This window comes from Pseudomonas sp. GW821-FHT01E05 (assembly GCF_059422425.1).
Map to the genome: position 1 here is coordinate 260,483 of NZ_JBWKWW010000002.1, position 26,113 is coordinate 286,595.

At 59.6% G+C, this 26,113-nt stretch carries 23 protein-coding genes and 1 riboswitch; of the genes, 7 read left to right on the plus strand and 16 right to left on the minus strand.

What is annotated here, in order from left to right; translation table 11 throughout:
* Positions 1 to 37 precede the first annotated feature (37 nt).
* From AC07W5_RS04725 to AC07W5_RS04740, 4 genes are all read right to left on the minus strand, one after another.
* Entirely contained in the window at positions 38 to 646 is a 609-nt protein-coding gene (locus AC07W5_RS04725; protein WP_494993415.1) for a YqiA/YcfP family alpha/beta fold hydrolase, read from the minus strand.
* A gap of 238 nt (positions 647 to 884) precedes the next feature.
* Positions 885 to 1,700: a 3',5'-cyclic-AMP phosphodiesterase gene (cpdA, locus tag AC07W5_RS04730; protein ID WP_495022871.1), complete on the minus strand. Its 816-nt coding sequence runs from the start codon at positions 1,698 to 1,700 to the stop codon at positions 885 to 887.
* Between the two features lie 98 nt (positions 1,701 to 1,798).
* The gene (locus AC07W5_RS04735) at positions 1,799 to 2,251 is read right to left on the minus strand and encodes a DUF1249 domain-containing protein (protein WP_494993413.1); all 453 of its coding nucleotides are present in this window, start codon (positions 2,249 to 2,251) and stop codon (positions 1,799 to 1,801) included.
* Positions 2,242 to 2,859, minus strand: a complete 618-nt coding sequence (locus AC07W5_RS04740) for an NUDIX domain-containing protein (RefSeq protein WP_494993412.1) — start codon at positions 2,857 to 2,859, stop codon at positions 2,242 to 2,244. Before AC07W5_RS04740 ends, AC07W5_RS04735 begins: the two co-directional genes overlap by 10 nt.
* Before the next feature lie 256 nt (positions 2,860 to 3,115).
* On the opposite strand from AC07W5_RS04740, the gene AC07W5_RS04745 reads away from it, so the two are divergent.
* The gene (locus AC07W5_RS04745; RefSeq protein WP_494993411.1) at positions 3,116 to 3,862 is read left to right on the plus strand and encodes an RsiV family protein; all 747 of its coding nucleotides are present in this window, start codon (positions 3,116 to 3,118) and stop codon (positions 3,860 to 3,862) included.
* Here the strand turns inward: AC07W5_RS04745 and cytX are convergent.
* Entirely contained in the window at positions 3,831 to 5,123 is a 1,293-nt protein-coding gene (gene cytX, locus AC07W5_RS04750; protein ID WP_495013405.1) for a putative hydroxymethylpyrimidine transporter CytX, read from the minus strand. The genes AC07W5_RS04745 and cytX overlap by 32 nt on opposite strands.
* Positions 5,124 to 5,277: 154 nt before the next feature.
* Positions 5,278 to 7,167, minus strand: a complete 1,890-nt coding sequence (gene thiC, locus AC07W5_RS04755) for a phosphomethylpyrimidine synthase ThiC (protein WP_494993409.1) — start codon at positions 7,165 to 7,167, stop codon at positions 5,278 to 5,280.
* A 168-nt stretch (positions 7,168 to 7,335) separates the two neighbouring features.
* Positions 7,336 to 7,441: riboswitch (TPP riboswitch) on the minus strand.
* A 197-nt stretch (positions 7,442 to 7,638) separates the two neighbouring features.
* Here thiC and AC07W5_RS04760 point away from each other — a divergent pair.
* A complete protein-coding gene (locus AC07W5_RS04760) occupies positions 7,639 to 9,075 on the plus strand; it encodes a TolC family outer membrane protein (protein ID WP_494993408.1) in 1,437 nt (478 codons plus the stop codon).
* A gap of 47 nt (positions 9,076 to 9,122) precedes the next feature.
* On the opposite strand, the gene waaA is transcribed toward AC07W5_RS04760, so the two are convergent.
* Positions 9,123 to 10,397, minus strand: coding sequence for a lipid IV(A) 3-deoxy-D-manno-octulosonic acid transferase (gene waaA / locus AC07W5_RS04765; RefSeq protein ID WP_495022872.1), 1,275 nt, complete (start codon positions 10,395 to 10,397; stop codon positions 9,123 to 9,125).
* Positions 10,398 to 10,419: 22 nt separating this feature from the next.
* Entirely contained in the window at positions 10,420 to 11,304 is an 885-nt protein-coding gene (locus AC07W5_RS04770; RefSeq protein ID WP_494993624.1) for a LysR family transcriptional regulator, read from the minus strand.
* A 109-nt stretch (positions 11,305 to 11,413) separates the two neighbouring features.
* On the opposite strand from AC07W5_RS04770, the gene AC07W5_RS04775 reads away from it, so the two are divergent.
* The 4 genes from AC07W5_RS04775 (at position 11,414) to AC07W5_RS04790 (ending at position 14,956) form a co-directional block, all read left to right on the plus strand.
* Positions 11,414 to 11,746: a DMT family transporter gene (locus AC07W5_RS04775; protein ID WP_494993406.1), complete on the plus strand. Its 333-nt coding sequence runs from the start codon at positions 11,414 to 11,416 to the stop codon at positions 11,744 to 11,746.
* A gap of 218 nt (positions 11,747 to 11,964) precedes the next feature.
* Positions 11,965 to 13,140 (plus strand): NAD(P)/FAD-dependent oxidoreductase, encoded by a 1,176-nt coding sequence (locus tag AC07W5_RS04780; RefSeq protein WP_494993405.1) that lies wholly within the window; start codon positions 11,965 to 11,967, stop codon positions 13,138 to 13,140.
* Positions 13,137 to 13,949 (plus strand): aldo/keto reductase, encoded by an 813-nt coding sequence (locus AC07W5_RS04785; protein WP_495022873.1) that lies wholly within the window; start codon positions 13,137 to 13,139, stop codon positions 13,947 to 13,949. Before AC07W5_RS04780 ends, AC07W5_RS04785 begins: the two co-directional genes overlap by 4 nt.
* Before the next feature lie 41 nt (positions 13,950 to 13,990).
* Positions 13,991 to 14,956, plus strand: coding sequence for a metal ABC transporter ATPase (locus AC07W5_RS04790; RefSeq protein WP_494993403.1), 966 nt, complete (start codon positions 13,991 to 13,993; stop codon positions 14,954 to 14,956).
* 47 nt (positions 14,957 to 15,003) lie between these two features.
* On the opposite strand, the gene hldE is transcribed toward AC07W5_RS04790, so the two are convergent.
* The 4 genes from hldE to msbA all read right to left on the minus strand — a co-directional run bounded on the left by hldE (position 15,004) and on the right by msbA (position 19,827).
* Positions 15,004 to 16,425: a bifunctional D-glycero-beta-D-manno-heptose-7-phosphate kinase/D-glycero-beta-D-manno-heptose 1-phosphate adenylyltransferase HldE gene (hldE, locus tag AC07W5_RS04795; RefSeq protein ID WP_494993402.1), complete on the minus strand. Its 1,422-nt coding sequence runs from the start codon at positions 16,423 to 16,425 to the stop codon at positions 15,004 to 15,006.
* A gap of 103 nt (positions 16,426 to 16,528) precedes the next feature.
* The gene (cysC, locus tag AC07W5_RS04800) at positions 16,529 to 17,140 is read right to left on the minus strand and encodes an adenylyl-sulfate kinase (RefSeq protein WP_495013402.1); all 612 of its coding nucleotides are present in this window, start codon (positions 17,138 to 17,140) and stop codon (positions 16,529 to 16,531) included.
* Positions 17,133 to 17,837, minus strand: coding sequence for a sulfotransferase family 2 domain-containing protein (locus AC07W5_RS04805; RefSeq protein ID WP_495023002.1), 705 nt, complete (start codon positions 17,835 to 17,837; stop codon positions 17,133 to 17,135). Before AC07W5_RS04805 ends, cysC begins: the two co-directional genes overlap by 8 nt.
* Positions 17,838 to 18,021: 184 nt before the next feature.
* Positions 18,022 to 19,827, minus strand: coding sequence for a lipid A export permease/ATP-binding protein MsbA (gene msbA / locus AC07W5_RS04810; protein ID WP_495013415.1), 1,806 nt, complete (start codon positions 19,825 to 19,827; stop codon positions 18,022 to 18,024).
* Positions 19,828 to 19,986: 159 nt separating this feature from the next.
* Here msbA and AC07W5_RS04815 point away from each other — a divergent pair, with 159 nt between their 5' ends.
* On the plus strand, positions 19,987 to 21,840 hold the full coding sequence (locus AC07W5_RS04815) for an O-antigen ligase family protein (RefSeq protein WP_495022874.1): 1,854 nt from the start codon (positions 19,987 to 19,989) through the stop codon (positions 21,838 to 21,840).
* Positions 21,841 to 21,876: 36 nt separating this feature from the next.
* Here AC07W5_RS04815 and AC07W5_RS04820 read toward each other — a convergent pair whose 3' ends face one another.
* The 4 genes from AC07W5_RS04820 to AC07W5_RS04835 form a co-directional block, all read right to left on the minus strand.
* Positions 21,877 to 22,602 (minus strand): glycosyltransferase family 25 protein, encoded by a 726-nt coding sequence (locus tag AC07W5_RS04820; protein WP_495022875.1) that lies wholly within the window; start codon positions 22,600 to 22,602, stop codon positions 21,877 to 21,879.
* Positions 22,603 to 22,657: 55 nt separating this feature from the next.
* Positions 22,658 to 23,914: a capsule biosynthesis protein gene (locus AC07W5_RS04825; protein WP_495022876.1), complete on the minus strand. Its 1,257-nt coding sequence runs from the start codon at positions 23,912 to 23,914 to the stop codon at positions 22,658 to 22,660.
* Between the two features lie 138 nt (positions 23,915 to 24,052).
* On the minus strand, positions 24,053 to 24,961 hold the full coding sequence (locus AC07W5_RS04830; protein ID WP_495013398.1) for a glycosyltransferase: 909 nt from the start codon (positions 24,959 to 24,961) through the stop codon (positions 24,053 to 24,055).
* On the minus strand, positions 24,958 to 26,112 hold the full coding sequence (locus AC07W5_RS04835; RefSeq protein WP_494993395.1) for a glycosyltransferase family 4 protein: 1,155 nt from the start codon (positions 26,110 to 26,112) through the stop codon (positions 24,958 to 24,960). Before AC07W5_RS04835 ends, AC07W5_RS04830 begins: the two co-directional genes overlap by 4 nt.
* Position 26,113 lies beyond the last annotated feature (1 nt).

The window sequence follows — 26,113 nt, forward strand, 5'->3', positions numbered from 1 at the left end:
GTCGTTAGTCGTTCAATGAAAATAGGAGCCAGGGATTTCACAGTGCGGTGAAATCGATCGCCTGATACTGATCTGCGCCGATGCCGGCAAAACTCAACAGGGCCGGTAACTGCCCGGCAAAACCCTGAAAACCATGGTCGCCGCCAGCCTGGATACGCAAGGCACAGGCTCGGTAATACTGCTGGGCGAGGCGGTAGTCCAGGGTCTCGTCACCTGTCTGCAACCAGACTCGAAACCGCTCCGGGTCCTGGGGCGCCGGCACTTCCAGTTCGGCCAGGGCCGTTATATGGTCGTGGGTCAATTCCCAGGTTTCATCGGTATACAGGTTTTTCTGACTGCCCAGGTATCCGTCGAACATCCGATGGGGGCTGACGGCGGGGTTGATCAACAAGGCTTTGAGGCCATGGCGCTCGGCAAGGTGAGTCGCATAGTAGCCGCCGAGGGAGCTGCCGACCAGCAGTGGTCGACCAAGTTCGGCAATCGCCCGCTCCAGCTGGCCAATCGCCTCACGCGGATGGTGATGCAGGGCTGGCACCTGCAATTGCTCACTCAAGCCAAGACTGTCCATCACGCTGATCAACTGACAGGCCTTTTTCGACGCGGGCGCGCTGTTGAAACCGTGGATATACAGGATCGAACCGGACATGCGAGCTCCCGCTATGCATCGCCAAAGATGGGGGGCAGTTTACAGGGACTGGCGTGGATTGACTTGCTCTGAGATGTATCTGGCTCTCGTAGCAGCTGGCGAAGCCTGCGTTCGAGGCCGAAGGATTCGCTAGTCCGATGCCCCCCGACTTCTCTGAAGATCCGTGTCGTCAGGTTTTACGACTGCTGCGCCCGAACGCGGACCGAGCCGAACGCAGGCTTCGCCAGCTGCTACAACGTCAGTACCCCTTGCCGCCATAGTCGACCTGGAAATCGAAGCCGGTCACCCGCTCAACCCCGGTTTCCAGCCGTCCGTCCGGCAACAAACGCAACCAGCGATAGCCCGGCGCGAGGTCATCGACCTTGAAATCTTCGCTGCCGGGTTCGAACTGGATGCAAGTCGAGGGCGAAGCCAGAAGACGCACGTCATTGCGCCGCTGATCAATTTCCTGGTGTACATGCCCCCAAAGCACTGCGCGAACCTGAGGGAAACGGTCAAGTACCGCAAATAGCGCCTCAGGATTGCGCAGACCGATCGGCGCCATCCAGGCGCAACCGATGGAAACCGGGTGATGGTGAAAACACACCAGATGATGGCGCTCTGGAGCTTCGCTCAAGGATCGGGCGAGCAACTGCAACTGCTCATCCTGTAAATACCCCGGTACCGAGCCCGGCACTGCGGAGTCCAGCAAGGTAATCCGCCAGTTGCCGATATCCACCACGGACTCGAGCAACTGGCTCTGGGTGGCCGCCTCGGCCATCACCAGGGGCTCATCGTGATTGCCGGGTATCCAGCGCGCTGGCGCGGCGATCTGGCGGGTCATCTCACGAAATTGCCGGTAAGACTCCAGCGTACCGTCCTGGGACAGGTCGCCGCTGGCGATCATCAAATCGATTCGCGGTTGTTGCGCCAATACCAGCTCGATGACCTTTTGCAGGCTCTCGCGGGTATTCATGCCCAATAACGTCCCTTCTGCGTCGGCGAACAGATGGCTGTCAGAGAGCTGCACCAGCAACACGGAATCGGTGGTGGGCAGAGTGGATACGCTCGGCAAGGCGTTCTCCCAGGGCGTGATCACGAAATTGGATGAATGGCGCAATTATGCTGGGGAAACCGAAAAGGGGAAACCTGCGAAGCGGACGCAGTTCACATCTATCGCACAGCTTCGAACTCATGGCCGCAGGCCAGGCAATGGCTCAACCACTCGCCGAGGAACACATTGAGCTGGGCCTTCTCGTCTGGCTGGTGCATGAACGCATTGGGGTATGGATAAATGCCGCGAAAGCGCCGGGCATTTTCGGCACTGATGACTTCGGCCATGCGCGCGTCGTGATAGACCTGAACTTCCAGTTGCGGGATCGGCAGCCATGGCAGGCTGTGTTCCTGGCGCACTCGCAAAGTAGTGGTGTAAGGGCAGGCCTGGAGCACTTCCAGCGCCAGCACGCCGAGCATCTGGTCGCCCTGGGTGACGGCAATCCGCCGTGCGACAGGCTGGTTACGCATGTCCGGCAACAGTCGCATCAAGCGCGCGTAATTCGCCTCACAGGAGGCTTGCAGCCCGACCAGGTCGACCCGGTAGCGATCGCGTAACTTGTTTACGACCATAACCCCCTCACTTCAACGCGGTTCAAAGCCAGCCATTGCAGGGCAATGATGCTTGCCGCGTTGGAAATCAGTCCGTCGCGCACGGCTTGCAGGGCATCTTCGAACGCCCAGACCGTCACCCGGATATCTTCTGCTTCTTCCTCCAGCCCATGTAAGCCGCCGGCCCCAGTACTGTTACAACGCCCCAGAAACAGGTGTACGTATTCGGTGCTGCCACCTGGCGACGGAAAATATTTGATCATCGGCCAGAGTGCGGAGAACGTAAGCCCAGCTTCCTCCTGCGCTTCGCGGTGAGCAACTGCTTCCGGTTGCTCTTGCTTGTCGATCAGACCAGCTACCAGCTCGATCAGCCATGGATTGGCCGTCTTGCCCAGTGCACCGACGCGAAATTGCTCGATCAACACCACTTCATCGCGCTGCGGATCGTAAGGCAGTACACAGACTGCATCGTGGCGAACAAAGACTTCACGACTGATCTCACGACCCATACCGCCGGCAAACAGCTCATGGCGCAGATGTACGCGATCAAGCTGATAAAAGCCTTGAAAGCATTTCTCGCGCCGAACGATATCGACGGCTGTCGGAGTGGCGTTGGCAAAGTCAGTCATATCAATCCTAATTCCTGCAGTCCGATCCGAGGCTCCCCCTCGACTTCGCGCCATCCTAACGCGCTCTCGCCTGTTGATGCAGCTCCTTTCCAGTCGCCGGGATAGACGGCTGACTACAAACCAACTCTAATTAGCGTAGGTCGTAATGACGGTCACGCAGTCATTCAACGCCAACACGACCTCGCGGCGAACTGACTGCTCCGCTGACAGTCGAAGCCGGTAACTTTTGCCTTTCTCTGGTTTATGAAGGACGCTCATGTCGCTGCTTAAAATCGCCTCCATGGCCTGTATCGCCCTGACTCTGGGTGCATGTCAAAGCCTGTTTCAGCCCAACTATCGGGCACCGCTGGAAACCAAACGCGACGCTCAAGAGCAGATCAAACCAGGCTGTAACACCCCGGATTGCCCGCTGGTGAACATCGATACGCTGCAGTTCCCTGCCGAACCGCAACTGGACGGCATCATTGAAAAGCGCCTGCTGCAATTGACCCGCACCTCGCCGGATGCACCGGTCCCGGCGTCGCTGAACGCTTACCGGGAGCAGTTCCTGCGTGAATCCGATAGCCGCCACGGCAGCTATTTACAGGCCAAGGTACGTGAGCAGCATGACGGCTTGGTGATCATCGAATTATCCAGCTATCTGGACACTGGCGATGTCCAGGGTCAGCCGGGACGTGGCTTCATCAACTATTCGCGCCAGCAGCACAAGGTGCTGAATCTGTCGGATATGTTGCTGCCGGGGCAGGAAGAGGCGTTCTGGAAGGCCGTGCAGGTGGCTCACAACAGCTGGCTGATCAACACCAGGCTGGATCATGAGCCTGAGTTTGTGAAAAGCTGGCCATTCCAGAAAACTCCGCATGTGGCACTGACCAACGGCGGGGTGATCCTCAAATACGAGGTGTCCACCATTGCGCCTTATGCACTGGGCCACATCGAACTGAATATCCCCTACCCGCGCCTGAGCGGCATTCTCAAGCCTGAGCTGTTTCCCGGCCGAAGCTGAAAGCCCGGCCCAGCACGAACTGCAACAGCCCTGCCAGTACCAATGACGGCAGGGTTGCGCCGATCTGGGGATAGAGATTGGCCAGCAGGTGATAGGTGCTCACCCCGCCCAACCAGGCCAACAGTGCCGGCCAGCGCAACGCCGATGACACCAGCTGTACACTGCGCTTGCGCAGAATGAAATGATCCACCAGCACCACACCGAACAGCGGCGCGAATACCGAGCCGATCAATAGCAGGAAGTTCTGGTACTGCGCCAACGGCGCGAAGCACGCGATCAGCGTGCAGATGACGCCGATAGACAACGCCAGATGTTCGACTTTCAAGCGCAACAGAATCCCGCTGGACACCGCTGCCGAGTGAATGTCTGCGAAGGCGTTTTCTGACTCGTCCAGCAGAATCAGCAGCAGCGGAATCCCCAGGCCAGCACCGGCCAGCGCCAGCAACAAGGCATTCACTTCACCGCTCGGCGCGAACGCCAGGGTGTAGGCAACACCCAGGCTCATCAGCCAGAAGTTACCGATAAAGAACCCCAGCGCCGTGCCACCGAACACGCTTTTGGCGCGCTTGCCAAAGCGCGAGTAGTCGGCAATCAACGGCAGCCAGGACAGCGGCATGGCAATGGCGATGTCGAAACCCACTGCAAACGGCAGCGAACCGTCACCGGCCTGAGCCCACAACGCAGCCAGATCGGCCTTGGCAAACAGGTTCCAGGTCAACCAGGTGCAGGCCGCCAGCAGCAACCAGATACCCCATTTGCGCAGGATCTGCCGCACAAAGGTCAATGGCCCGCTCACCGCAAGCAAGGTCGCCAAGGCACCGAACGCCAAGGTCCAGAGCAACGGATTAGCCAACAGGCTGCCGTCGCTGAAAGCCCGCGCACCGAGCAGGCTGGCAGCATCGCGCATGACGATGATTTCGAACGATCCCCAACCGATCAGTTGCAGCAGGTTCAACACCGCCGGCAGGCTCGCACCGCGAGTGCCAAGGCTGAGCTTGAGTGCAGCCATGGACGACAGACCCGTGTCGCTGCCGATCACGCCAACCGCGGCCAGCAGCAGAACGCCTACCGCGGTGCCCAGAAAAATCGCCAGTAACGAACCGGACAGGCCCAGGCCTGGTGCAAGCAAAGCGCCGGTCTGCAAGACCATCAGGCCGATGCCGAGGGAAAACCACAGGGAAAACAGATCACGCGCGCCGAACACGCGTTGCGCCAGAGGCACAGCGCGATCAGGAGAATAGGTGCTGATTGGAATGCTCAAGGGTGTTATCTCGGAGGAAAGATGTGCGTTTGATCGTTCCCACGCTCTGCGTGGGAACACAGCCTATGACGCTGCGCGTCATTGCCGAAGCGGACGCAGAGCGTCCCGTGAGGCATTCCCACGCTGTAGCGTGGGAACGATCATGGCTACTGGATCAAACTTTTTTGTACAGCTGACTGCCTTCTTTCTTGAATCGCTCGGACTGTTCTGCCATGCCTTGCGCCACATCTACATCGACCGCTTCAATCCGCTGGTTGGCCGCGTATTCGCGGACTTCCTGGGTGATTTTCATCGAGCAGAATTTCGGCCCGCACATGGAGCAGAAATGCGCAACCTTGGCCGAATCCTTCGGCAGGGTTTCATCGTGGTACGAACGCGCGGTGTCCGGATCCAGACCGAGGTTGAACTGGTCTTCCCAACGGAACTCGAAACGCGCCTTGCTCAAGGCGTTGTCACGGATCTGCGCGCCCGGATGTCCCTTGGCCAAGTCCGCCGCATGGGCTGCGATCTTGTAAGTAATGATCCCGGTCTTCACGTCATCCTTGTTCGGCAGGCCCAAGTGTTCCTTCGGCGTGACGTAGCAGAGCATGGCGCAACCGAACCAGCCGATCATCGCCGCACCGATACCGGAGGTGATGTGGTCGTAACCCGGAGCGATGTCGGTGGTCAGCGGGCCGAGGGTGTAGAACGGCGCCTCGTCGCAGCACTCCAGCTGCTTGTCCATGTTCTCCTTGATCAACTGCATCGGCACGTGGCCCGGGCCTTCGATCATGCACTGCACGTCGTGCTTCCAGGCGATTTTGGTCAGCTCGCCGAGGGTTTCCAGTTCACCGAACTGCGCTTCGTCGTTAGCGTCGGCAATCGAGCCCGGACGCAGGCCGTCGCCCAGCGAGAAGCTGACGTCGTAGGCCTTCATGATTTCGCAGATTTCGTCGAAATGGGTGTAGAGGAAATTCTCTTTGTGATGCGCCAGGCACCACTTGGCCATGATCGAGCCGCCACGGGAGACGATCCCGGTGACGCGCTTGGCGGTCATCGGCACGTAGCGCAGCAACACGCCAGCGTGGATGGTGAAGTAGTCGACGCCCTGCTCGGCCTGTTCGATCAGCGTGTCGCGGAACAGCTCCCAGGTCAGGTCCTCGGCCACGCCGTTGACCTTCTCAAGCGCCTGGTAGATCGGAACGGTACCGATCGGCACTGGCGAATTACGGATGATCCACTCGCGGGTTTCGTGAATGTGCTTGCCGGTGGACAAGTCCATGACGGTGTCCGAACCCCAGCGAATGCCCCAGGTCAGTTTCGCCACTTCTTCTTCGATGGACGAACCCAAAGCGCTGTTGCCGATGTTGCCGTTGATCTTCACCAGGAAGTTACGGCCGATGATCATCGGTTCCAGTTCGACGTGGTTGATGTTGGCCGGGATGATCGCGCGGCCGCGGGCGATTTCTTCACGCACGAATTCGGCGGTGATTTCTTTCGGGATACTGGCGCCGAAGCTGTGGCCGGCGTGTTGCTGGGTCAACAGACCGGCAGCGCGCGCTTCCTGCAGCTTCATGTTTTCGCGGATGGCGACGTATTCCATCTCGGCGGTGATGATGCCTTTGCGGGCGTAGTGCATCTGGCTGACGTTGGCACCCGCCTTGGCGCGGCGCGGGTTGTTGACGTGGGCAAAACGCAACTTGGTCAGTTCCGGGTCGGCGAGGCGTTCCTGGCCGAAGTTGGAACTCAGACCGGCCAGACGCTCGGTATCGCCACGGTCGTCGATCCAGGCGGAACGCACATCGCCCAGCCCCTTGCGCACGTCGATGACGACATTGGGGTCGGTGTACGGACCGGAGGTGTCATAAACGGTGACCGGCGCGTTGATTTCGCCACCGAAGTCGGTAGGCGTCACGTCCAGAGTGATTTCACGCATCGGCACGCGAATGTCCGGGCGCGAGCCCTGAACATAGATTTTTTGCGAGCGGGTAAAGGGCTGAACCGACTGTTCATCGACCTTGGCCGACTCACTCAGATTGGTGGCGTTTTTTGATTTTGTACTCATCACGGGCTCTCCAGACAACATCCAGGCAGTGGATTTTTGTCGGAGCGAACCTGTAACGAATGGACGCACCTGTCGCCGAAAAAACTAGCGGATGGTGCTGTGCTCAGTGCTCAAGGGGTGTTCGATTGTCGAACAACATCCCGGACGAAGCACAAGAGGACTCGCCGCAGGACGAGAAATCTTGTTCCCTACGCAGGCGCTAACCTGATCAGGTTCAACGGGATCCGGAATTATCCGATCTCAGCCTCATAACAAGGCACCCCGACAAGAACCCGGTCAGTCTAGACAGAACTCATTCAGAACGCCAATACCGGTGTAAACAGCGTGATGAATGGCGCAATTACAGGATTGTTGCCACAAGCCTGCACCACTACACTCGCTACGCGGCACCCTGGCCTTGACGCTCTGCACTGCGCGCCGTAGCCTTGGCGTTTAAATTATTGTCGTAATATTCACTCTAGGGATCGCCTCATGCTGCGCAAACTCTCACTGGCCCTCGCCGTGTCTTGTGCGTCCAATGGAATGGCCTGGGCAGCAGAAGCGCCCTTAACGACCAAAACCGATCTGGTCAGCGTCTACCAGGAAGCGGTGAACAACAACGCCGACATCGCTGCCGCTCGCGCCGATTACGACGCGCGTAAAGAAGTTGTGCCCCAGGCCCGCGCCGGCCTGCTGCCAAACCTCTCGGCCGGGGCCAGCGTGACTGACGTGCGCACGCAATTCGACCAGCCGGCCACCACCGCCAACCGCAGCGCCAACGTCTATCAGGCGACCCTGGCCCAGCCGCTGTTCCGCGCCGACCGCTGGTTCCAGTTGCAAGCCGCAGAAGCGGTCAACGAACAGGCATTGCTGCAACTCTCGGCGACCGAACAGAACCTGATCCTGCAAAGTGCCGAGAACTACTTCGCCGTGCTGCGCGCCCAGGACAACCTGGCCTCGACCAAGGCCGAAGAAGCTGCTTTCAAGCGCCAACTCGATCAATCCAACGAGCGCTTTGATGTCGGCCTCTCGGACAAGACCGACGTCCTGCAATCGCAAGCCAGCTACGACACCGCCCGCGCCAACCGGATTCTTGCCCAGCGCCAGGTGGAAGATGCCTTCGAAGCGCTGATCACCCTGACCAACCGCCAGTACAACTCGATTCAAGGCATCGTTCACACCCTGCCAGTGCTGGCGCCGACGCCGAACGATGCCAAGGCCTGGGTCGACACCGCCGCCAGACAGAACCTCAATCTGCTGGCCAGCAACTACGCGGTCAGCGCAGCCGAGGAGACCCTCAAACAGCGCAAGGCCGGTCATGCGCCAACACTGGACGCAGTTGCGCAGTACAAGAAAGGCGACAACGACGCCCTCGGTTTCAGCAACCCGACCTTTGGCCAGCCATTCGGTGGCAACGTCGAGCAACGCTCCGTCGGTCTGCAACTCAATATTCCGTTGTACAGCGGTGGCCTGACCAGTTCGCAGGTTCGCGAGTCCTATTCGCGACTGAGCCAGACTGAACAGCAACGTGAAGCCCTGCGCCGGCAAGTAGTGGAGAACACGCGCAACCTGCACCGGGCGGTAAACACCGACGTCGAGCAGGTGCAGGCACGCCGTCAGTCGATCATCTCCAACCAGAGCGCAGTGCAAGCCACGGAAATCGGCTATCAGGTGGGAACGCGCAATATCCTCGACGTGCTGGACGCTCAGCGCCAGCTCTACACCTCGGTACGCAATTACAACAACACGCGCTACGACTACATCCTCGACAACCTGCGCCTGAAACAGGCGGCCGGGACGTTGAACCCTGGGGATTTGCAGGATCTGTCGCGCTACCTGAAAGCCGACTACAACCCGGACAAAGACTTCCTGCCACCGGACCTGGCCAAGGCCGCACAGGAGCAGCTCAAGGCTAATCCCGGGTATTGAATTTTTGCGGCAGGAGCCGAGCGGGCTTTTTGTGGCGATGCTCGGCCCTAGTGCATCAACCTCCCCAACCCATCCAGCAAGCGCTTTAGCGCTCCTTGATTGGCGTGCATCACCTTGAGTCCCGCCTCAGCCATCTTCTGCGCATCGTGCGGTAACTCGAACAGCCGCTGTACTGCTACCGCCAAACCATGCGCATCGTCCACTTCCTGCAACGCTCCGGCCTCTCGCAACAGTGCAGCGATTTCGAGGAAGTTGAACAGGTGCGGGCCGCTCAGCACCGGTTTGGCCAGCGCGGCAGGTTCCAGCAGGTTATGCCCGCCGCTGGCCACCAGGCTGCCGCCGACAAAGGCACTGTCCGCCAGCGCATAGAGAAACAGCAGCTCGCCCATGGTGTCACCGAGCAACACTGAGGTGTTCGCGGTGACGGGTTCAGACGAGGAGCGGCGTACGGTAGTAAAACCCTGTCGCTGACACAACTCGAACACCGGGTTGAACCTTTCCGGATGACGCGGCACCAGAATCAGCAACGCATCCGGATGGCTGGCGAGCAACTGTCGATGGGCCGCCAGCACCACCTCATCCTCACCTTCGTGGGTACTTGCGGCGATCCACACCGGGCGTTCCATGGCTTGCCATTGGCGGCGCAAGTCGGTGGCGCGCGCCAGCAATTGCGGATTGATGCTCAGATCGAACTTGATAGAGCCGGTCACCTCGACCGTGTCAGGCCGCGCACCAAGATCACGAAAACGCTGCGCCTCAGCCTCGGTCTGCACCGCGAACCAGCTCATTTCGCCAAGCATCGGCTGAGTCAGCTTTGCAAAACGGCCATAGCCCCTGGCCGAACGCTGCGATAACCGTGCATTGGCCAGCGCCACGGGAATCCCGCGTTTGGCGCACTGATGAATATGATTGGGCCAGAGCTCGGTTTCCATGATCACCGCCAGTTTCGGCTGGACCCGTTCGAGAAACCGTGCCGCAGCACATGGCAAGTCGTAAGACAGATAGCAGTGTTGAATTCGCGGTTCGTCAGCGAACATCTCGCTGATCCGCTGCGAGCCAGTCGGGGTCATGCAGGTCACGGTGATTGGCAACTGTGGGTAACGTTCGAGCAAGCCTCGGATCATCGGTGCGGCGGCAATGCTTTCGCCCACGGAAACCGCGTGCACCCAGATCCCGCCCGGCTGCAGGGTTGGCAAACCAATGGAAAAGCGTTCGCCAATTCGCTTGGCGTAGGCCGGCGCCTTGCGCGCCCTTAGCCACAGACGCAACGCCACCAATGGCAGCCCGAGATAAAACAGCAAGGTGTATAGAGTTCTATTCATGGCGGCGGAGTTTATCGGTTTTTTAGCCGATCGCCTGCAAGTGCACGGCAAAACGTTCCGCCAGCCAGCGTGCGGCCGGACCAAGGGGCTCGTCGCGGCGCCAGACCAGCTCCACCACCAGCGCCGGCGGGGTCCATTCGCTGACCAGCTCGACCATCTGCCCCTGATACGCCGGGTACTGCACCACGTGCCGCGGTAACCAGGCCCAGCCCAGACCGCGCATCAGCCATTCGGCCATCACGTAGAAACTGTCGGCGCGCCAGACCTGCGGGCTGACCTGCTCGCCGCCTGGATATCCGCTCAACTGCGGGGCAATCAGCAATTGCCGATGCCGCGCTAACTGTTGGCGATTGACGTGCTTCTCGTTCGCCAGCGGGTGCCCGACCGCACACACGGTGACCATCTCAACGCTACCCAGAGCCCGACGCTCCAGGGCTTCGGGCATGTGCTCGTGGTGAAACAGCAAACCCAGGTCGGCGCGCCGCTCAACCAGCTTGCGCGCCACGTCACCTTGAGCACCGCTGGCCAGTTGTACTTCAACGCCGGGAAAACGCTCGGCCAACGCCTCAAGACTGTTGAGCACTGGCTGAAAAGGCATCGCTTCGTCCTGGGCCAGGCGCAAACGCGCTTCCTGACCGCGCATCAGCGCCAGTGCCCGGCCATTGAGGCGTTCGCACTGGCGCAAGACTTCCCGCGCCTCTTCCAGCAACGCGCTGCCGGCCTCGGTCAGACGCGGCTGGCGGCCACTGCTGCGTTCGAACAGGCTTACGCCCAGATCCGCTTCCAGCATCGCAATCGAACTGCTGACCGCCGACTGTGCCTTGCGCTGGTCGCGAGCCACTGCAGAAAACGAGCGTTGCTCGGCAACGCTGACAAACAGCCGCATCTGCTCCAGATTCCACTGAATGCTCATCACTCAACCCATCTTCAAATCAGATAGGTAATGACTTTACCCCATCTCCACAGTCTCTAGAATGCCGACCTCATCAAGCAGGCCAAAACACGAGGAACCGCCCATGAACGCTTACTACTACCTGGCCATCGCCATCTGCGCCGAAGTGATCGCCACTGTTTCGATGAAAGCGGTCAAAGGCCTCAGCACTCCGCTCCCCCTGCTGTTGATCATCGTCGGTTATGGCATCGCCTTCTGGATGCTGACCCTGGTAGTGCGCAGCATCCCGGTCGGTGTGACCTACGCGATCTGGGCCGGCATGGGCATCGTGATGGTCAGCATCGCGGCGCTGTTTATCTACGGGCAAAAACTCGACATCCCGGCAGTCGTCGGCATGGGAATGATCGTTCTGGGGGTGGTGGTGATCCAGCTGTTCTCGAAAACTGCCGGGCACTGAAAAAGCAGCAACGCTATGCAGTTTCGTAGCAGCTGACGAAGGCTGCGTTCAGCCGCGAAGCGGTTGCAATCAGTGTAATCCGGTGTTGCTGGCAGACCGAATTCAAACCATTTACGACTGCTGCGCAGCCGGACGCAGCCTTCGGCAGCTGCTACAGGGGGATCCGGTGAATATGAATCTGTATACTGCGCCCCTAGTCTGAACACTGAGGTCGCCGCATGCCATCCGTTATTTCCACCGACGTTCTGATTGTCGGCGCCGGGATTGCCGGCCTCTGGCTGAACGCGCGCCTGCGTCGCCAGGGCTTTTCGACTGTGCTGGTGGAAAGCGCCAGCCTCGGCGGCGGGCAAAGCGTGAAGTCTCAAGGGATCATTCACGGCGGCGCCAAGTACGCGTTGCACGGCGCGCTGACCGGCGCATCTGAAGCCATCGCCGACATGCCACGCCGCTGGCGCGAAGCCTTGGCGGGTACCGGCGAGCTGGACCTGTCCGGTGTACGCCTGCTCTCCGAAGCCCACTATCTGTGGTCCCCCGGCACGATTGCCGGCAATCTCACCAGTTTTTTCGCCAGTAAAGCCGTGCGCGGCAGGGTCGATCAGGTCAAGGGCGATCAACTGCCGCCAGCGCTGCAAGACCGCCGCTTCAAGGGCAAGGTCTATCGGCTGGCGGAGTTGGTGGTCGACGTGCCGAGTGTTATCGAGCGCCTGGCCCAATTGGCCGGTGATGGCCTGCTGGCCGGTCAGACAATCGAGCCTCTTGTGGAAAACGGCGAACTGGTCGGACTGCGGGTCGATCGGCGGGAAATCCGCGCGCAACGCATTGTCCTCAGTGCTGGCGCCGGCAATGCGGACTTGCTCGCGGCTTTGGGTCTGAGCCAGCCGGCGATGCAACGTCGGCCATTACACATGATCATCGTCAAAGGCCCGACCCTCAAACCTCTGTACGCCCACTGCCTGGGTGGCGGGCCGAAGCCGCGAATCACTGTCACCACGCACCCGGCGGCCGATGGCCAGTGGGTCTGGTATCTGGGTGGTGATATCGCCGAAGCCGAAGGCGTCGCCCGTGAACCGGCTGCGCAAATCACTGCGGCGCAGAAAGAGCTCGGCAATCTACTGCCGTGGGTCGACCTGAGCCAGGCGCAATGGGCGACCTTGCGGGTTGATCGGGCGGAGCCGGCGCAATCGGGCCTGACCCGTCCAGACAATGCCTTCCTCGCCGAACAGGATCGTCTGTTGGTGGGCTGGCCAACCAAACTGGCTTTGGCGCCGGACTTCGCCGATCGCGTCCTGGCCGCGCTGGACCGCGACGGCATTCAGCCAAGCCATGCGGCGGCCTTGCCCGAACTGCCGAAGCCGCCGATGGCACAAGCCGTCTGGGAGCAGCTGTTGCCATGAGCCAGGCCACCTTGCACGACCTGCATCGCCCACTTGGCAGCACCGGCCTGCTGGTCTCGCCGCTGGGCCTGGGCACCGTCAAACTGGGTCGCGACCAAGGGGTGAAGTATCCCAATGGGTTCCAGATTCCCGACGATGACGAAGCACGAATGCTGCTCAAACTGGCTCGCGACCTGGGTATCAACCTGATCGACACCGCCCCGGCCTATGGCCGCAGTGAAGAGCGACTCGGCCCGTTGCTGCGCGGCCAGCGGCAAGAGTGGGTGATTGTCAGCAAGGTCGGCGAGGAGTTCGCCGACGGCCTGTCGCACCACGATTTCAGCGCCGAACACACGCGCTTCTCGGTCGAGCGTAGCCTGCAACGCCTGGAAACCGATTTCATCGATCTGGTGCTGGTGCACTCGGACGGCAACGACCTGGCCATTCTCAACGACAGCGAGGTCTACCAGACCCTGGCCGAGCTCAAACGTGAAGGCAAAATTAATGGCTACGGCTTTTCCGGCAAGACCGTCGAAGGTGGTTTGAAGGCTCTGGAGCAAGGCGATTGCGCCATGGTCACCTACAATCTCAACGAACAGGCTGAGCGGCCGGTCATCGACTATGCTGCCGCACACGGCAAAGGCATTCTGGTGAAAAAGGCTTTGGCCAGCGGTCATGCCTGCTTGAGCCCGGGTGTTGACCCGGTCCGCGCCAGCTTCCAATTGCTGTTTGAGCATCCCGGTGTTGCCAGTGCTATTGTCGGGACCATTAATCCGCTGCACCTCGCCCACAATGCGGCGACTGTCGCGCAGGTTTTGCGCAGAAACTGACGCCGCCGCCGCGGCCGCCCCCGACGCAGGAAGGAGCTGAGATGCCGCGCACGCTCATTAGAAAGAACCCCAGCAACTTCAAAACCCTGCCGCTGATCGTCGAAGCGACTCCCGAAGGCCTGAGCTATCAGAGCATCGGGATGCCGCTGAATTTTTCGCAAACCCTGCAGCGTCGTCGCCCGGTCATGGTCGCTGACGCCCAGCGTTTTTCTCTCGAACTGGCCAACCTCGGGGTATCGGTTCGTCTGACCCTGCATTGGCAGAATCGTGATTACTGGGTTTTGGTTCGCCAACGACGTCAGGACCGTGGTGATGTCGTGCTCAAGCTGATCTCCGGTTATGTACCGGCCCACGAATTGAACCTGCCGCTGCACACCGCGATTCAGGAGATCGCTGAAGAGTGCCTGCTGGAAACGCCTGAAGGCTGGCTCAGCGGGCGCTTCAACGACACCTGGCTGCCGGCGCCTTATTCGACCGCGCTGCATTACCGCGAAGCCCTGCCCTTTCGCCTGACGCCATTCTCCGGCGCGGCGCGGCCGGTGCGTTGCGCCAATATGCAACTGATCGAACGCCCAAGAGCCTACGTACATCTGCCCACGGCTTCGCTGCAGTTGATTTACGACTTGCGTCTGGATGTTCCGAAAGAAGCCAAATCACTGAGCCTGTTCCACGTCGATGAGCGTCTGGAGGGTGATCAACTGGTCGCTCGCCTGGACCGCAAACGGCCTGACCTTTATCTGATGCCGCTTGAGGATGGCGAGCCCTTGGCCGAGCTCTATACCTTGAAAAAGGGTCATCTATACGCGGCCAGCACTCGTGGCCTGTATCTGGCAGAAAGCTTTGCCCGGCAGGACGGCTGGCTGGTGCGCGATGAGCGGATTCGCTGGAAGGACTGGCTCAAGCAGCAAGGCTTGAACCACCCGGCGAATGATTCAGGTTTCAAACGCCTGACCGGCAAAGCGCGGCAGCTGCTGAAGAAGATCGTACCCAGGAGCGTTGCACGCTAACCTGTGGCGAGGGGGTTTGCCCCCCTCGCCACAATGACCGCGCAGCTTCAGTTATTACGAATCTTCTCGACGATCGCCGTGGTCGAGCTGTTTTCAACCAGCCCCAGCACCTTCACCGTGCCGCCATAAGCGCTGACGATGTCCGCGCCCACAACCTGGTCGATACCGTAATCGCCACCCTTGACCAGCACATCCGGCTTGACCTGAGCCAGCAGATTTTCAGGTGTACCCTCAGGGAAGCTGATGACCCAGTCCACCGCGCCCAGACCGGCCAATACCGCCATGCGCCGGTCGACACTGTTGATCGGTCGACCCGGCCCTTTCAGGCGGCTGACCGAAGCATCGTCATTGACTGCAACGATCAAGCGATCGCCTTGCGCCCGAGCTTGCTCCAGATAGGTCACATGCCCGGCATGCAGGATGTCAAAGCAACCGTTGGTGAAGACAATCTTCTCTTTATGCGCGCGCGCATCGTCGATTGCCAGCAACAACTGGTCGAGGCTCAACACACCACGCTCGGAGCCTTCCTCGCGCTGGATGGCGCGACGCAGTTCAGGCGCACTGATCGCCGCCGTACCCAACTTGCCGACTACGATACCCGCCGCCAGATTGGCCAGAGCCACGGCATGCGGCAACTCTTCACCGGCAGCGATAGCTGCTGCCAAGGTGGAAATCACGGTGTCGCCGGCACCCGTCACGTCGAACACTTCACGAGCACGAGCCGGCAAATGCAACGCCGGTTGATCGGGGCGCAACAGCGTCATGCCGTGTTCGCCACGGGTCACCAGCAAGGCACCCAGCTGGAGATCGTGCATCAATTTGGCGCCCTTGGTCACCAACTCATGCTCATCGGTGCAACCACCAACGATGGTTTCGAACTCACTGAGATTGGGCGTGATCAGGCTGGCACCGCGATAGATCGAAAAGTCTTTGCCTTTCGGATCAGCCAACACCGGAATACCACGCGCGCGCGCAGCCTGGATCAGCACCTGATGATTTTTCAACGCGCCTTTGCCGTAGTCGGACAGCACCAGCACCTTGATACCCTCAAGCAGCTCGTCGACCTCGGCAGCCAATGCCAGCGCATCAGTGGCGAAGGGTTCTTCGAAGTCGATCCGCAGCAGTTGCTGGTGACGACTCATGACCCGCAGCTTGACGATGGTTGGCTGGTGGGGGATGCGCTGGAACAGCGCCCGCACACCTGCACCACGCAGACTGTTGGCCAGGCTATCGGCGGCCTCGTCATCACCGGTCACACCGACCAGGGAAGCGGGTGCGCCGAGAGCGGCAATGTTCAAGGCAACGTTGGCGGCACCGCCCGGGCGGTCCTCGATTTGCTCGACCTTGACCACCGGCACCGGCGCCTCAGGGGAAATCCGTGAGGTACCACCATGCCAGTAACGGTCGAGCATGACATCGCCGACCACCAAGACAGGGGCTTGATCGAATCGCGGCATGGACAACTTCATGGAGCAACCCACATACAGAATGAACAGGGGCGCGATATTAACACAGGGTGAACGCTACCTAGTTCGACGGCTTCAATAGGCTGGAATCACACGAAAAACCTGCTCACTTTTTGAGCAGAGCATCCATCACACCCTGGATTGCATCCGACAGTTCCACCTCGTCGGTATTGATCTCGCAGTCAGCCTGCTGCGGTGCTTCATAAGGGCTGTCGAGGCCGGTGAAGTCCTTGAGCCGCCCTTGCAGCGCTGCTTGATACAGTCCTTTGGGGTCACGCCGGGCGCAGATATCGAACGGTGTGCTCACATACACCTCAAGAAATTCATCCGGGCCGAACAAGGCGCGGGCCGCGGCACGATCGGCACGAAACGGTGAAATCGCCGAGACAATCACAATCAACCCGGCGTCGACCATCAACCGCGCCACTTCGGCAATGCGCCGGATATTTTCCTTGCGCGCCTCGGGGCTCATGCCCAGGTCATTGCATAGTCCATTGCGCACGTTATCGCCGTCGAGCACAAAGGTGTGCAGACCACGCTCATTGAGCTGCAGCTCAAGGGCATTGGCCAGGGTCGACTTGCCAGCACCGGACAGCCCCGTCAGCCAGACACAACGCGGCTGCTGATTCTTGAGTGCCGCCCGGGCGGTTGGCGACAGTGACATTGCATAGGGGCGGATCTGCGGAGGTTGCTCGTAGATAAACGACGATTTATTCATAGCCGAGCATCTCGTAGTCACGCTGGTAGACCCGACGCACCAGACGGCGAGTGTGTGCCGAGCAAAAATCACGAGCGGGCGTCGATTGGCGATGCTGGGAGCGATTCAGATGGGGTAATGGCGAGACACTCCCAAAATGCTCGCACAACAGTTGAAAGTCACGATCCAGGTGTTCCTGATAACCCACGAAATCCATCGCCATATGCCCCATGGAGTCGACCAGGAAGTCGGTCTGGGCGGCGAAATGCAGCTGCTTCTTGATATTATCTGGATGCAGCCAGCGACCAATAAAATCATCGAAGTCACGGTAATGACTGACCAGCGTCTGGGCCAGTCGGTCGCGCCGCCCCAGGTCGTTGCAACGCAGGAAAGCGTAGGCCGAATAGGCCCGCTCCAAAGGGTCACGAACAAAGGCGAATTTGAAACTGCGGGAAAACTGCTCGGGAAATTGCTGTTCGTACCAATACAGCGGCAAATGCCCTGGCATCCAGCCGTCGAATAGCGCGGAGCAAACGCTGCTCCCTGCACACTTGGGGATGTGAATGAACACGCAGGAGCGCTGCTGGAAAGCCTGAGGGAAGCGCACATTGGCCGACATCGACTTGTTCACGACTTGCCGATCCACAACCGACAAACGCCCCAGCAGAAACGCTCGTTGCTGTTTGGGTAATAACTTCCATAAGAAGCGCTGCAACATTCCGGTACCCACGCGAGGCGGATAGCCACCCCGAAGCCAATGATTCATGCTAGAACCGTAGCAGGTGAAATGCGGAAATTTATTTAGACATAGTCAAGAATGTAAGGATATGGATACAAACGCCCTGAGCGCGTTGCACGCCGAGGCGGTTTCAGGGTGAGCATGGCTCACCCTGAAGTGGGTATCAGGCGATACCTTGCGGTGCGGGCGCATCGAGGCCCAGTGCATTCAATCGAGCGTAATAGCCATTCTTCGCCAGGAGCTCGGAATGGGTACCGCGCTCGACAATCCGGCCCTGATCCATGACCAGGATCAGGTCGGCTTTTTCAATGGTCGACAAACGGTGGGCTATCACCAGCGTCGTACGGCCTTTCATCACCTGATCCAGAGCTGCCTGAATATGCCGCTCGGATTCGGTATCAAGGGCTGACGTCGCCTCGTCGAGAATCAACAGCGGGGCGTTTTTCAACAGCGCCCGGGCAATCGCAAGACGCTGACGCTGGCCGCCGGACAACAGCACACCGTTCTCTCCCACCTGGGTGTCCAGGCCTTGAGGCAACTGTGCGATGAAGTCCATGGCATAGGCATCCTTCGCTGCCTTCTCGATATCTTCGCGGGGAGCACCAGCGAGGTCTCCGTAGGCAATGTTGTTGGCCACAGTGTCACTGAACAAGGTGACATGCTGCGTCACTTGAGCGATATGCCGACGCAGGTTCAGCAGCTTGTACTGCTCGACCTCAGTCCCATCGAGAAGAATCTCGCCTTTATCGTGGTGATAGAAACGCGGAATCAGATTGGCCAGGGTCGACTTGCCACTCCCTGAACGGCCAACCAGCGCGACCATTTGCCCCGGGTCGACAGAAAAACTGATGTCATCGAGCACCTGACGGTCGGTACCCGGGTAAGTGAAGCTGAGGTGACGCACCTCGAGTCGCCCCGTGACAGAGTCACGCTCGACACTGCCTTTGTCGATTTCGGGCTCCACATCCAATTGCTCGAAAATGCTCTCGGCACCGGCAACGCCCTTCTGGATCGTCGAACTGACTTCCGAAAGCTGCCGAATCGGTTTAGGCAGCAAGCCGGCAAGGGTGATGTACGCCACCATGTCGCCCGCCGACGCATCACCGCGCAGAGCCAACACCAGGAACATCAGCACTGCCATGGCGGTGTAGATCACCAGCTGCAGCATCGGCGTGTAGATGGCGCTGGTACGGGTCATGCGCAGTTGCTTGTCGGTGTTGCTCTGACTCGCGCGTTCGAAACGGTCGCGCTCGTAGATTTCACCGCCGAAGCTGCGGACCACGCGATAACCCTGGATGGTCTCGGAGGCCACATGGGTCACGTCGCCCATCGCCACCTGGATCTTCTTGCTCTGCTTGCGGAACTTGGAGCTGGCGCGACTCACCATGAACGCAATCAGCGGCAGGATGGCAACCATCACCAGCGTCAGACGCCAGTTCATGATCAACAGGGAGATAAACAGGAATACAACCGTCATGCCCTCCCGGAACACGACCTTGATCGCATCTGTCGCCGCTCCCGTGACCATGGTCACGTTGAACGTGATGCGTGAAATCAGATGCCCGGAGTTGTGCTTATCGAAGTAACGATTCGGCAGCACCAGCAGGTTGTTGAACAGCTGCACGCGCAAATCATGAACCAGGCCCAGCGAGACCCTGGCCAGGAAGAAGTTGCCCAGGAATGAACCGGCGCCCTGCCACGCGGCGATCAGAATGATCAGCAAGGGGACTGCATGCATCAATTGCAGATCGCGCAGATAGGGGATCGAGGGGAACAACGCGGCCTCGGGATTGGACAGGCCATCGACGAAATACTTGAGCACGTAGCCAAGCATCGGCTGAGTCGAGGCGAAAACCAGGAAGCCGATAATACTCAGCATGAACAGACCGATGTAAGGCCGCACATAACCGAGGAGTCGGAAGTAGATTTTCAAGCTCGAAGGGCTTGCGGAGAGACTGGAGTCGGTCATATCACGCGAAGTTTTCAAAAAAAGGATGCTGACTTTATCACAGCTTCTTCCGGTCTCAGCCGGGATCGTTCGAACCGGGCGCTCGGTGGCAATATTCCGGCGGACCAGGGTAGATAGATGCGCTAGTATTATCGGCCCTTAATCGGAATACAGTTCATCATGCCATCCAGCAGGATCAACACCAACGCGGCCCGGGTTTTCGATTTCATCTGCCTGTGGGTGCTGCCTCTCGGCTTTTTTCTTTTGCTTTGCGGGCTGTTTTTTCTGCCTGCGCGCGGCGCCCATCAAAAGCTGTTTTACGGCCTGGTGAGCGCCCCTGCCCTGATCGCCCTGTGCATACGCCCCAGCGAACTGAAGATCATCCTGAGAGAGCCGCTGGTTCAGGCATTCCTGCTTTTTTCCGGCTGGGCGCTGCTGTCGCTGAACTGGAGCCCTACGCAAGCCAGCCTGATAAGCCTGGCAAAACCACCGCTGTATATTTTCATGCTCTTTGCTGGCGCCAGCCTCCTGCTGCGCTACCGCGCTGAAAGCCTCAAGCCCGTCCTGCTGGCCGCGGCCCTGATTGCGTTGGCCGCCAGTGTGTTCGATCTTTATATTTTCCTGTCGCACTATGCACCGGGCGATCGGATGATCGGCGGGGGCGCCTTTGACAACCCCTTGCTCAGCTCCCACCTGTTCGGTTTTTTCTGCACTTACTGGTTTTTTCTGGGCATGACCGTGCGCAACCCGAAGCTGCTGCTCGGCATTGCCCCAGCCTTTCTGATCATGTTCGCGGCCGCGCTGGCAACCAGTTCCAGAACGCCTCTGGTTGCCATCGCCATGGCAGGCCTCTGGCTGGCATTCATTTGCTGGAACCGTCGTTCGCTGTTGCTGCTGGCCATCATGGGCGTCACTGCCGCAAGCGTGCTGGCCGCTTTCCCGGAGATGATCCTGGCCCGCGGTGACTCCTACCGCTTCGAAATCTGGAGACAGGCGCTGCATCTGATCGCTGATGCGCCCTGGATTGGCCATGGCTATGACGCGACCCTGAGCATCGATCCAGGGGTTGGGTATCCCTTCAGCGAACCCCATAACTTTGCCTTGGGCGTACTCTTCTATGTCGGCATCATCGGGCTCCTGCCCTGGCTGGCCATGCAGCTTCGAGGGCTGTTCGACTGCTGGCGCCAGCGCTCGCAACCGCTGTTTATCCTGGCGTCGGCCCTGATGGTATTCGGTATAGGGGCCAGCCTGACAGAGGGTGGCGATATCCTCTACACCCCTAGGGAGCATTGGTTCCTGCTGTGGATTCCGCTGGCACTGATGGCCGCGCTGAGCATTGCGCAGCGTACCAATCGTCTGTCGAGGCTTGCGGTTCGCAGCCTCACTGCCGACGACGCTCAACGCATGACAGCCAACGCTCAGGTGGTCGAAGAAGACGGCCTTGGTCCCAAAGTCCTCAAGCTCGAGGATGGCAGTTTTCTGAAGCTGTTCCGTGCCCGCAGCTGGTATACCTATGGCAGCTACTACCCCTATTCCGAGCGCTTCGCCGAAAACAGCCAACGCCTGGCCCGTGCAGGCCTGAACACCCCACCGATCCTCGAGCTGTACCACATGCCCAATGGCAGCAGCGCCGTACGCTATCTGCCCCTGTCAGGCAGAACCCTGCGCCAGGTGCTGCAAGGCATGCCCAGCGTGAGCGTTCGCCAGGCACTGGTGCAACGTTTCGGGAGTTTTCTGGCAGAACTGCACGAACACGGGGTCTATTTCCGCTCATTGCACCTTGGCAACGTTCTTTTGCTGGAGGACGGCGGGTTCGGCCTGATCGATCTGGCGGACTTGCGCCTCCTGCCCTCGTCCTTGAACCTGGAGCTTCGTCGACGCAACCTGCGCCATATGCAGCGTTATACGCAAGACCGCTGCTGGCTGTTCGACGCGCACTTTACCGATCTGCTTCAGGGCTACGCCATCCTGGCACCGGACAACGCAGTCAAATGCATGCACAAGCAAGTGCACGCCCTTGGTCTGGCGAGCTGATTGAACCTGTGGCGCCTCCTCGCTACTGCCGGCACACTATCCGAACAGGCCGTAGCGAAGGCGCGCAGCCAGCCGGCCCAGGAGTTGTCGGGTCTTGAGCTTGGGCTTGCGTACCACCTGCTCGATATCACTCATGACCATCAGGCTCTGCCGGGCCAGCAGGGGCCGCACAAGGAACGCGCGGGTCATGGGCAGGAGACTTTCCGAGTAATACCAGTCGAGCGGCAGCCCGCTGAGCGGGGCCTCCTGCAGGATCCGATCATAGAGCTCTGCCCTGACCACGTAGGCATGAGCCAGGCGCACCCGGTTGACCGCCACCAGGTTGGCTGAAACATTGCGCGCCTGCCCGCCCTTCTTCAGCGTGCCCCCCAGGTACAGCATGGTCCAATCCCGCGACGACAACTGTGCTGGCACCCGACGCAGGACCGCAGGCGCATAGGACTCAAACTCGCAATCGTCCTCCAGGACCAGCACCTGCGGCCAGCCGCGAGCCTTGGCCATGGCAATCACGGCAAGATGGCTGCGCATGCAGGCCCAGGTAGCGCGCAACTTGTGTTCGAACCTGTCGCTGTCGCCATCGACGCGCAGCAGAAATTCGCGCAGTTGCGGCGAAGGCGGGTCATCGTCCAGCCGATGCATCGATACCGCACTGAAGCGCTCGGCCTGCAGCCCCAGACTGTGCAAGCGTGCCTGTATGCGGGCCCAGCGATCTTTCCTGCTGTCGAGATTGATAACGCAGGCATGTGCAAAAGGCCAAATCATTTCCGCTCACCACCGCAACCGTGATTATTAATGTGCATGGCCTGACTAGCGGCTCCTACTGAACGGTGCCGTCAAGCACCTGAGAGGGCACAGGTTCTGCCTGCAGCAGACCGACCAACAACCCGATGGTGGTGTTCAATCCGTCTACCCCGTGCGCCAGGTGAAACTCGGCGAAATGCCGGGCCCGCTCCAGGCACTGCGAATAGTTGTCCCGGACCCAGGCTACCCGCTCGGCCAGCTCTGCTGCCGTGGTGACACGCTCGCCCAGGAAGCGCTCCTGGGAAAAAATGTCGTGATGTTCACCGGCATTGACATAAATGACCGGACGCCGCGCCAGCGCCGCCTCGATAACCGCGTTAGACATGATGTTCACCACGACCGAAGCCTGCTCCAGCGCTGCGGCCAGACCGACTCCACGGTCCAGGACCTGCACGTTGGGCAATGCAGCGGCGGCGCCGTGCCAAAACGGCACATGGCTACGCGGATGCGCCTTGATCAGCATCCGGTACTCCGGGTGCTGCGCCGCCCAGTCGCGCAACAGGGCGTAGGTTCGCTGGTAACCGCGCTCCTTCTCTTTGTCCGGACCGACGCCCAGGACCAGCAGCACCTGTCGCTCGGGGTCGGGCGCCGGCAGGTCGTAGGCAACGTCAATCATGTGCGAACCGGACAGTACCGCATTCGAACTGCCGAAGCGCAGCGGGCGGGACTGCAGGGCCTCCAGCGAACTGCGACCGAACATGAAGTAGTAATCGTAGTCGTTCATGCCCAGACGTCTCGAAGACTCGACCGTGGTCGCGTGCGCCAGGTGCACCAGCAGGCGATCGCGCCGGTTCAGCGCCAGGCGCAGGAAAGGCGCATACAGGCTGCCGTTACGGTCGTTGAGCAGAATCTTCGGCTGGTGGCGAGTCACCAGCCACTCGGCATGCGCGGCATAGCCAAAATAGCGCAGTGGCACCGACTGCTGCGGATGCTTGAGCAGACGCTGGGCAAGAATGGTCTCTGGCACCTGCAGCGCGGTTTCCACCAGTGAGTGACCACTAGCACGCAGGGCCGCAATCAGCAGTTTCTTGCGCTGCAAGGCAATGACTTTGGATGCCGACTGCAGCAACAGGAAATCGCAGGGCTCTGCCACGACCTCGGCCGCCAGGCGCGCCTGCGCTCTCCAACCGAACAACCAGTCTGCGCAAGCGTCCCGGCCAAAGCGCAAGAGGCTGCCCAGCCAGGAATGACGCTCGCGCAACCGCCGCCAGCGATAGCGGTCCAGGGCATGAGCCTTGTCGGCCCAACTGTCGCCGGAAACATCCTGGATCATGCCAACCTCAATACACAGCAGCCGTAGTACGTCGACAAGCGAGCCCCTCCCCGCTCGATCCTGGGCAGCTTGCGAATGGCGCGCCTGGCCCGTTTAGCGAAAAAATCCTGAATCCACCCCACCCTGGTTCCTCCGCCGCTATTTGGCACTTGAACGAATACCCAGCGCGCTCTTCACGGTGTAACCCGCCCAGCGCATCAGGCCTCGAAAGGTTTTACGGGTCCACCACCTGAACGGGATAGTGGCCAATAACTCTCGCGCCAGAACAGTGTCGCGGTTGGCGGTTTTAAGAAACATCGAGTTGAGCGCCTTGTACTTCACGGCTTCATACTCGGGATGATCGCTGAACAAGGCGAACGTGCGCAGAATGTTGTCGATCATGAAGCGGTTGTTCTTATAGGTATTGGTCTCGTGTTTGCGGTAGCGCGCCATCACCACACCTAACCCATCGATGTAATACCCGGCCCGGGTGATCTTCAACTCGATCAGCAGGTCCTCCAGGCGGATGCTCGGATCGAACCCACCCACCTTTTCCAGCGCCTGGCGACGAATCAACAGGGTGGGGGCCGGTGGATAGGGCTTGCGCTCCAGGAACATGTCGTCGAAATCCAGACGACGAAACGGCACATCCCGTCGCTGACGATGTTCCGGAAACAACTTACCGTTCGAATCGATCAATTCGATATTGCCGGCACAGATGCCCACTTCGGGCTTGTCCGCCATGTGCGCCACCTGAATCGCAATGCGATCGGGCATCATGATGTCATCGGAACCAAAAGGGGCAATGAACTCGCCCTTGGAACGCGCGATGGCGTCGTTGAGGGTGTTGGTCAATCCCTGGTTTTTCTGGACCCGGAAATCGAAACCGTGTTCGGCCTGCAACCGGGTTATCCGCTCGACGCTGTCGTCCGTGGAGCCATCGTCGACAACCAGCAATTCAATGGGACTATAGGTCTGCGCCAGTACGCTGAGGATACTTTCCTCAATGTAGGGGCCATGGTTGTAGGAGGCGATAATCACCGTAACCAGCGGAGAGTGACTCGTCATGCTTGCTCCTTGCCCGCCTGGCGCAGCCCGGACTGAATAAGATCCAGGTACTCCTGACGGAACACGTCGATATCGTGCTGTTCTCGCAGATAACGGTAGGCCTGCTCACCTTTGGTTTTGAGGTCCTCGTCCGAAAGCCCCAGATACGTATCCAGCGCCCTGACAAGAGACGGGACATCCGCAGGCTCGACGGCAAGACCGCCAGCGCCCTGAACAAGCGGAAGCATGGCCGGTACATTCGAGGCAATCACCGGCAAATGGCCGCTCATGCCTTCGAGTAACGCCAGGCCCAATCCCTCGGCCAACGAGGGCATGGTCCAGATATCGAACGCGCGAACATACTGCAGAGCGTTTTCCTTGAACCCCAAAAGATGCGCACGACCGCCCAGACCCAATCGCTCAATCTCACAGCTCAAACGCGCTTCTTCACGACCGGCGCCGATGATCGCCAGTTGCGTCTGGGGATATTTGTCTTTAAGCGCGGCAAAAGCCTGCAATAAATAGGTATGCCCTTTAACCGGCACCAAACGCCCAAGCGCGCCGATCAAGCGTACCGACGGATCAATCCCCAACAATTCACGAGAACGCTCACGCGAGTGCTGCAAGCTTTCAGCCTGCTCGATATCAATGGCATTGGTAATTGCAAAGGTATTGCGGTCAGTGAAGCCGCAATCACAATCCAGCAAGTACTGTTTGACGGCCGGCGACACGCCGACAAAACGCCAGTGGCCGTCGACGAGGCTTTGGGTCTGACGCCGCCGGTAAAAACGGTCGTACTCGCCGAAGCCATGAGAAATACCGATACACAACGGTATTTTCAGCCAGCGATTGAGTTGCAGCAGCATGTTCACCGGCTTGAAGCGGTTGCAAATGACCACATCAAACTTTTCTTTTCGGCAAAACTGATACAACCGCCACATGGCTCGCAGGCGCATTCCCTTCAGGGACTTGTCGGTAAATTCGAAATAGACCGAGCGATCGGCACGGCTCACTGCCTCACCCTGCCCCGGCCGGCCGCGCAAAAACGCCGCGGTCACTTCATAACGCTCTACCGGCAGGGCTTTGACGATCTGCTCCGCAAGGTCGGCAAAATCGTGTGCTTTAACGTTGTAGTCCGGCTGCAGCTGCAGGACCTTGGAACGCTGACTCATA